This is a genomic window from Nocardia carnea (genome assembly GCF_029868855.1).
GTDB lineage: Bacteria > Actinomycetota > Actinomycetes > Mycobacteriales > Mycobacteriaceae > Nocardia > Nocardia carnea_A.
In genome coordinates this window covers 1-7,316 of sequence record NZ_JARWOV010000221.1, presented here as the reverse complement: position 1 = coordinate 7,316, position 7,316 = coordinate 1, and the positions used below count along the sequence as shown (strand labels likewise).

The window sequence follows — 7,316 nt, the reverse complement described above, 5'->3', positions numbered from 1 at the left end:
GGTGGCCGGGGGGGGGCGGCCCTATCGCCGGGGGGCGCCCCCGGGGGGGGGGGGCTATGGCCCGCCCCCCCGGGGGGGCCGGGCGACCGAGACCTTCCTGTTCGACCTCGAACGCGACGACGCCGAGCCGGTATCGCTGGTGCTGCGCCGCCCGCCCGAGGTGGCGTTGTTTCCCGACTACGACCTGCTGCGACAGGTGCTGGTCATGCGCCGGCTCGCCGGTACCGGCCTGCCGGTGCCCGCCGTCCGCTGGCTGGATCGCGGCAGCGATGCGCTCGGTAGTCCGTACTTCGTGATGGACCGGATCGACGGCAGCGCGCCCGGTGACCTGCCGTCCTACCACTCTGCCGGGCTGTACTTCGACGCCGAGCCCGCTCAGCGCGCGAAGATGTGGTGGGGCTGCGTCGATACCATCGCCGAGATCCACCGGCTCGACTGGCGCGCGATGAACCTGGATTTCCTGTTGTTTCCGCAATTCGGGGCAGCGCCACTCGCGCAGGTGATCGGCTACATCGATGCCGCGCTCGGCTGGGCGTCCACCACCCAGCCGCCCGCACTGCGCCGGGCGGTGGACTGGCTGCGCGCCAACCTGTACGAACCCGAGCATGTCACGCTGTGCTGGGGTGATGCTCGTATGTCGAACATTCTCTACGACAGCGAATTCCGGGTCACCGGCGTGCTCGACTGGGAGATCGCCTACATCGGCGACCACGAGGCCGATCTCGCCTGGATGCTGTTCCTGGATTGGGCGTGCTCGGAGTTCCAGAACACCGAAAGGCTTCCGGGTACGCCCACCCGGCAGGAGACGATCGCGCGCTACGAGGAACGCAGTGGGATGACGGTGCGCAACCTGCGCTACAACGAGGTGCTGGCGGCAGTCCTGCTCAGTATCCCGCTGCTGCGGATGGCGCACCGGCTGCAACTACCACCGGAGACCGATGTGACCGCATTCTGCACTGCGCGGATCGAGGAATTGCTGTCGGCCGGACAGGGGTGAGCCGAGGGGCGGGCGGGCCGGTAGACCGTCCGCCTTTGTTCGTGGCGGACCCCTCGGTGACTCCGGCACCGATTCCGCGCCGGGAACCGGATTCAGTGGGTGAGTGCGATTTTGACGACGACCACGATCGCTGCTGCGAGGGTCAGCAGTACGGCGGTGACCGCGGAGGCACGAGTGAGGCGTTCCCCCCGGAGACGGCGGATGACGAAGACGATTCCGCCGATGCGGGTCAGCACGGCGAGTTCGGCGAGTATCTGGGCGGTGCGAGGGTCGAGCCACCCCAGCCATCCGGCAGTGAGGACAGCGCAGGGCAGGACCGCGGAGCTGAGAATCGGGACGGAGTTGCGGAGTTCGCGCAGGCGGTCGGTGAGGGTGACGGCGCGTTGCTCGCGAACTGTGCGGGCGACGGTTTCGGCGAAGCTGTGGGCGGCGAAGGTGGACAGGGCGGTACCGAGTACCACGAGGATTCCGAGATGTTTCTCGCTGGTGACCACGGGTACCAGGGCGGTGAGGACGAGGATGTTGCCGTAGATGTAGGCGCTGATCCGGCTGGCGGCGTTGCCACGGTCCAGTGGGACCCGCCGGGAGAGCAGCGGGCCGTGCAACGCCATGGAGGGGTCGGATTCCATTGCTCTCCTTGCCGGTACCGGCGCCGGTCGGTGCTGTTCAGCCGCCGCCTCGGGCTTCGACGGGTGGTTCGGTCGTTCTGGGCAGGGCGGTGGCTACGCAGAATCCGACTGCGGCCGCCGCGGCCAGGGTGATCATGGCGGCGGCGTAGGCGTGGGAGGTGAGCCCGGCGACCAGGATGGTGCCGGCGATGGCGGTCCCCAATGCGGAGCCGAGGTTGGAGATGCTGCGGGACAGCCCGGAGATCTCGCCCTGGAGTTGTTCATCGAAACCGGATTGAACGATATCCACCGAGGGGGTCAGCATCGCACCCAGACCGAGACCGATGAGTACCAGGCCCGGAGCGAATCCCCATGGGCTGACGGAGCGTCCGGCGAGAGCGACCAGGACCACGATACCGATGATGGCCACAGCGAAGCCGGTCAGGATCAAGGTGCGCCGCGAGCGGTGCCGGGCCAGCCATGCGGCCGACAGTGAGGTGATCAACAGGCCGAGGGTGGCCGCGGTGAACACCATGCCGGTTTGGATCGCGTTGTAACCGCGGACGACCTGCAGGTAGGCGGCTACTACGAACGACGTGCCCATGAGCACCAGCCACTGGATGTTCTGGGTCACCAACCCCAGGTTGGCGGTGCGGTTCCCGAACAGGCGTGTGGAGAGCAGCGGTTCGCGACCCGCCCGTTCGGCCGCCCGTACTGTGCCGAAAAAGAGCGCGAGCACAGCCACACCCGCTGCCAGCAGGGCTGACATCAGCCAAAGGTTGTCGTCGGCGGCGAGGATGCCCGCGACCAGCAGGATCAGTCCGCCCGCCGACAGCACCGCGCCGCGGTTATCGAAAGGGCGGGCCGCGTCGGGCGGTATCGGGTCGACGATCCGGCGGCTGGATACGATGATCACAACTATGACCAGGGCTTGGAACCCGAAGGCGGCACGCCAGCTGATCGCGGAGGTGATGAGCCCGCCGATCAGTGGCCCGGCGGCGGCACCGATACCGCCCATCGCCATGATCGAACCGAATGCCTTTGTCCGGGAACTGGAGTCGGTGAACAGCAGCGTGGCCAGGATATAGACGGGCGGTATCAGCATTGCGGTGCCGATACCCTCCAGGATCGAATTACCGAGCATCAGCACCCCCAAGGACGGGGCAACAGCACTGATCACAGCGCCTGCCCCGTAGACGGCCAGGCCGGCGACGAAGCAGCGTTTGCGGCCGTATCGGTCGGTGAGCTTGCCGAAAGGGATCATCAGCGCCGCCATCACCAGCAGGAACAGTGTGATAGTCAGCTGTACGCCGTGCACGGTGGTGTTCAGGTCTTCGCTGATGTCGGTGATCATCACGTTCATGTTCGAGCCGGCGAAGCTACAGAGGAACTGGGCCAGCGCCAACGGCAGCAGCACCCCACGTGGTGTATCGCGGTCCCGTGACATCGGCACGCTCAGCCGGGCGTCGGCGGCGGCCCGGATTCGGCCTGGTCGAGTCGTTTGTCCAGCGCAATGGCCGCCGCGACCAACGCCAGATGGGTGAATGCCTGCGGGAAGTTGCCCAGTTGCTCCCCCGAGGGTCCGATCTCTTCGGCGAACAGGCCTACATGGTTGGCGTAGGTGAGCATCTTGTCGAAGGCATAGCGGGCCTGCGAGATACGGCCGGCGTCGGCGAGCGCTTCGACGTAGAGGAAGCTGCACAGGTTGAACGTGCCCTCCGCGCCGCGAAGACCGTCGGGCGAGGCGGCGGGGTCGTAGCGGTAGACGAGGCTGTCGCTGACCAGTTCGGTATCCATTGCATCGAGGGTGCTCAGCCAGGCCGGGTCCTGGGGCGTCAGGAAACCCATCTTGGACATAAGGAGCAGGGAGGCGTCCAGCACCTCGCTGTCGAAGTGCTGCACGAATGCCTGCCGATCGGCGTTCCAGCCGCGTTCGACGATCTGGGCGAACACCGCGTCGCGCTCGCGGGTCCACCGGTCGAGATCGGCGGGGCGGGAGTGTTCGGTGGCGAGCCGGATACCGCGCTCGAACGCCACCCAGGTCATCAACCGGCTGTAGGTGAAATTCTTACGGCCACCGCGGGTTTCCCAGATGCCCTCGTCGGGGCGATCCCAGTTGTCGGCAAGCCAATCGAGCACACCGGCGAACGCTTGCCAGCCCGTGATGCTCCCGATATCGGTGGTCTGCGCCAGCGCGTCGGCGGCTTCGCCGTAGATGTCGAGCTGGATCTGATCTGCCGCGGCATTGCCGACCCGCACCGGCCCCGAGCCGCGATAGCCCTCCAGGTGGGTGAGGACCTCCTCCTCCAGTCGGGGTTCGCCGTCGATCCGGTACATGATCTGCAGCGGTTCGCCGGAAGCCGTGACGTCGGCGTCCAGCCGATCACGCAGCCAGCGCCGGAACGCCGCGGCCTCCGCGGTGAATCCCAGGTCGATCAATGCCCGCACCGACAGTGAAGCATCGCGGATCCAGGTGTAGCGGTAGTCCCAGTTGCGCTCACCGCCGATCTGCTCGGGCAGACCCATGGTGGCGGCCGCGATGGGAGCACCGGTCGGGGCGTAGGTGAGCAGTTTCAACGTGATGGCCGAACGTTTCACCATGTCCTGCCAACGGCCTCGATACGTGCACGACCGCAACCACGACTGCCAGAATTGCTGGCAGGATTCGAAGCCGGCCAGCACCACTTCCCGCGCTGGAAGCTCCGCGACTCCACGGTCGGAAGCGGTGGTGGTCAGTACGATCACCGCTGTTTGTCCGGCATCGAGTGCAAACCGCCCGGAGATGTCGTTGCCCTCGCGATGCAGCACTTCGGTAGCGCTGATCTGTACATGTAGATCGGTGTCCGGACCCTGGAACACGGCATGCTCAGGCGTGGGCAGCGTCAGGGTGTGCGGGGCGCGGGCGTAGTCGAACCGTGGCCGGCAGAGGAATCGGAACGGCAGTGACCCTCGAACCACACGTACGATCCGGACCAGCCGATGCCGGTCGGTGGCCACCGGCTCCGGAATCGGGTCCATGAAGTCGATGACCTCCCCGACCCCGCTCGGCGCCATGAACCTGGTGATCAGCACCGCGGTATCGGACGAATAGAGTTGACGCACCGTCATATCGTCGGTGTCGGAATCGAGGTCGGCGGCCACCTGGCAGTATCCGCCACGCTCGGCGTCGAGCAACGAAGCGAACACACTCGGCGAATCGAAGCGCGGACTGCACCACCAGTCGATCGTGCCGGCCGAGGAGATCAGCGCCGCAGTCTGCAGATCGCCGACGATCCCGTGGTCGGCAATCGGTGGATAAGCGCTCACAGCCACTCCTGACGGACGAGGAGACCGGGCACCGCGGCCCGCTGGTCAGTCGGCGAACACCTCACGCAACGCCGTTTCCTGCTCATGGGACAGGTTGGTGGAGACCAGCTCGGCGGACTGCCCCTGGAATGCGTCGTGGATCCGGTCCAGAGTCGCATCGGACGTCAGCGCGAACAGCGCCGACGTGCCCGGTGTCAGCTTGGCGCGCACCTCCTCGATGAGATCGTCGTCGATGCCGATATCGGCCATGGACCCCGACATCGCTCCCAGGCCCGCGCCGAGCGCCGCGCCGATCAACGGGACGAAGAACAGCAGTCCGAACAACAAGCCCCAGAAGGCGCCGCCCAGCGCACCGATCCCGGCGAGGCTGTGCAACTGCCGGGTCTTCGGTTTCCTCGCGCCTGCGGGCCAGCTCACCACCGCCGCGTCCTGCACGGTGATCAACTCCCGGCGCTGTAGTTCCTCCAACGTCGACACAGCGGTATCCGCGCCGGCCTCGCTGGGGAATTTCCACACGGTCAACGTCCCGGTCATCGCGGCCTCCCTGGTCGGTGGCGAAGCTGGCGTATCGACGCCAGCTCCGCGGTGGCTCCGCGGCTTCCTCACTCCCCGCGGGTGACTCTCACGGGTATTTTCTCGTCATGGGGATCGGCGTGACCGGGGGTCAACGCTGCGGCTGCCAGGTAGCGGCAGCCCAGATGACGACCACGCTCAATGCGATGATCAGTATCGACCACGCCGGGTAGTACGGAAGTGACAAGAAGTTGGCGATGATGACCAGCGCGGCGATACCGATGGCGGCGTAGCGGCCCCAGGCGGTCCCGAACATCAGGCCGAGGGCGCAGACTACTCCGACGATTCCGAGAATCACATGGATCCAACCCCAGGTGGTGGTGTCGAAGGCGTAGATGTAGTCGACACCGGCCACATACAACTCGTCACCGGCTATGGCCACGATGCCTTCGAGGATGGACACCGCGGCGAGTACCAGCAGTAGTACCGCCGCGATGATCGATACACCGGTGGCGACGCTTTGCCGTTGGAAGGGTTCTGCGGGCGGCGAACTGCGCACATCGGAACGATCCGTCATTACGGGCTCCTCGTGGACGGCAGACAGTGCAGCCGAGTGTCGTCCTGCCGGTTCCCGACGAGCCTCACCCGCTCCGGGTGAATCGCGCCGAGGCACGGGCGCTGGCAGCGGTTGACCGGACGACGGGCCGCGGGTTCGCGGAGCTGTGGTGGAGGTGGGGTGTTATCACCTGTGGCCTTCGGGCGGCTGGACAGGTGAACCCGGCCAGTCCCGGGAATTGCTGTTGAGCCCTGCGCAGGGTGCAGGAACCATTACAGCCGTCCGGTCGGTTCGCAGTGCTCTTACCCGCGCACGTCGCGGTGTCTAGGCTTGGACACCGTTGTCCGGTTTTCCGGCGGTTTCGGCTGTCGATTCGCCGGATGGATCATCGCGCCAGCTGATCTCTATCTCCATTTCGATCCGATCGCCGTCCACTTCGATCTCGAGCTCCCACTGCACCCGGTCGGCGACTGTGATCGAGAGCGAATCGCCGTCCGAGCCGAGTTCGGTCTCCGAACCGCTGGCGAGGGCCTGACCGAGGGCGATGAGCCGCTCCGATACTTCCTGTCGGGAGAGTTCGGATCTTCTTGTCGTCTCCAACTTGGGCACGATGACTCCTGGACTCGGAGGGCAGTGTGCTCGGGGCCGGCGGCAGCAGCCGAGAACCTTCGACTCGCGGCTGTCCGGCCCTGCAATCAGAGCCTAGGATTTCCGCGCCGGGGCGGTCTCGTCCGTAGCGGGTGAAACCTCATCGGTGCTTTCTACCTCGACCGTGCCTCCCAAGATCTCCCCTCCTGTCGAGCAGCAGTGGAACGGATGCCCGGCTCGGCCTCTTCGGGCGGTGGCTCGGAGGAGTATCGGGCGGCAAATCGGTGTCCGACGGCCCCGCCGTGGCCTCGAGTCTGTGGGCGGTGTACAGGTATCTGCCGGTGAGCAGGGCGATCATCGCGGCCACGTAGGCGAGCGGTGCGAGCTGTAGTGATTCGAGGAGGCCGATCCGGTCCGCCAGGATGCCGATCGCGAAGGGACCCAACGCCAGCCCCAGCACGTTGTTGGCGACGGTCAGTGTGCCCAGCGCGGACGACCGCACGCTCGGATGGCTCAGGGCCGTCACCACCGCGGCGGTGGGGCCCGAGCTTCCGGCGGCGAACAGGCAGCCGATCCCGAGGAGCACCAATTGCGGCGGGGCCGGGGGGCCGCGGGCGCGGATATCAAGGAGATGCAGCCCAAGTCCTATATGGACATGTTCATGGACGACTACTTCGCCCGCTGGGAGCGGCTGGCCCAGTTCCGTAAGCCGACCATCGCCGCCGTGGGCGGGTACGCGCTGGGCGGC

At 66.5% G+C, this 7,316-nt stretch carries 8 protein-coding genes and 1 pseudogene; 2 read left to right on the top strand and 7 right to left on the bottom strand.

All coding sequences use genetic code 11. From position 1 onward, the window contains the following. Position 1: 1 nt before the first annotated feature. Positions 2 to 997, top strand: a complete 996-nt coding sequence (locus QH195_RS21720) for a phosphotransferase family protein (RefSeq protein ID WP_280436778.1) — start codon at positions 2 to 4, stop codon at positions 995 to 997. A 92-nt stretch (positions 998 to 1,089) separates the two neighbouring features. On the opposite strand, the gene QH195_RS21715 is transcribed toward QH195_RS21720, so the two are convergent. The 7 genes from QH195_RS21715 to QH195_RS35275 form a co-directional block, all read right to left on the bottom strand. Next, positions 1,090 to 1,626 (bottom strand): hypothetical protein, encoded by a 537-nt coding sequence (locus QH195_RS21715; protein ID WP_280436777.1) that lies wholly within the window; start codon positions 1,624 to 1,626, stop codon positions 1,090 to 1,092. A gap of 37 nt (positions 1,627 to 1,663) precedes the next feature. After that, entirely contained in the window at positions 1,664 to 3,022 is a 1,359-nt protein-coding gene (locus QH195_RS21710; RefSeq protein WP_280436776.1) for an MFS transporter, read from the bottom strand. Between the two features lie 38 nt (positions 3,023 to 3,060). Beyond that, entirely contained in the window at positions 3,061 to 4,911 is a 1,851-nt protein-coding gene (locus QH195_RS21705; protein ID WP_280436775.1) for a glycoside hydrolase family 15 protein, read from the bottom strand. Between the two features lie 45 nt (positions 4,912 to 4,956). Next, entirely contained in the window at positions 4,957 to 5,445 is a 489-nt protein-coding gene (locus tag QH195_RS21700) for a DUF1269 domain-containing protein (protein WP_280436774.1), read from the bottom strand. Between the two features lie 130 nt (positions 5,446 to 5,575). Then, positions 5,576 to 6,001, bottom strand: coding sequence for a DUF7144 family membrane protein (locus QH195_RS21695; RefSeq protein WP_280423238.1), 426 nt, complete (start codon positions 5,999 to 6,001; stop codon positions 5,576 to 5,578). 303 nt (positions 6,002 to 6,304) lie between these two features. After that, positions 6,305 to 6,589: an amphi-Trp domain-containing protein gene (locus QH195_RS21690; RefSeq protein ID WP_280436773.1), complete on the bottom strand. Its 285-nt coding sequence runs from the start codon at positions 6,587 to 6,589 to the stop codon at positions 6,305 to 6,307. A gap of 139 nt (positions 6,590 to 6,728) precedes the next feature. Further along, on the bottom strand, positions 6,729 to 7,070 hold the full coding sequence (locus tag QH195_RS35275) for a hypothetical protein (RefSeq protein WP_432278849.1): 342 nt from the start codon (positions 7,068 to 7,070) through the stop codon (positions 6,729 to 6,731). A 105-nt stretch (positions 7,071 to 7,175) separates the two neighbouring features. Here QH195_RS35275 and QH195_RS21680 point away from each other — a divergent pair. Beyond that, a pseudogene (locus QH195_RS21680) lies at positions 7,176 to 7,316 on the top strand (enoyl-CoA hydratase-related protein); the annotation flags it as partial.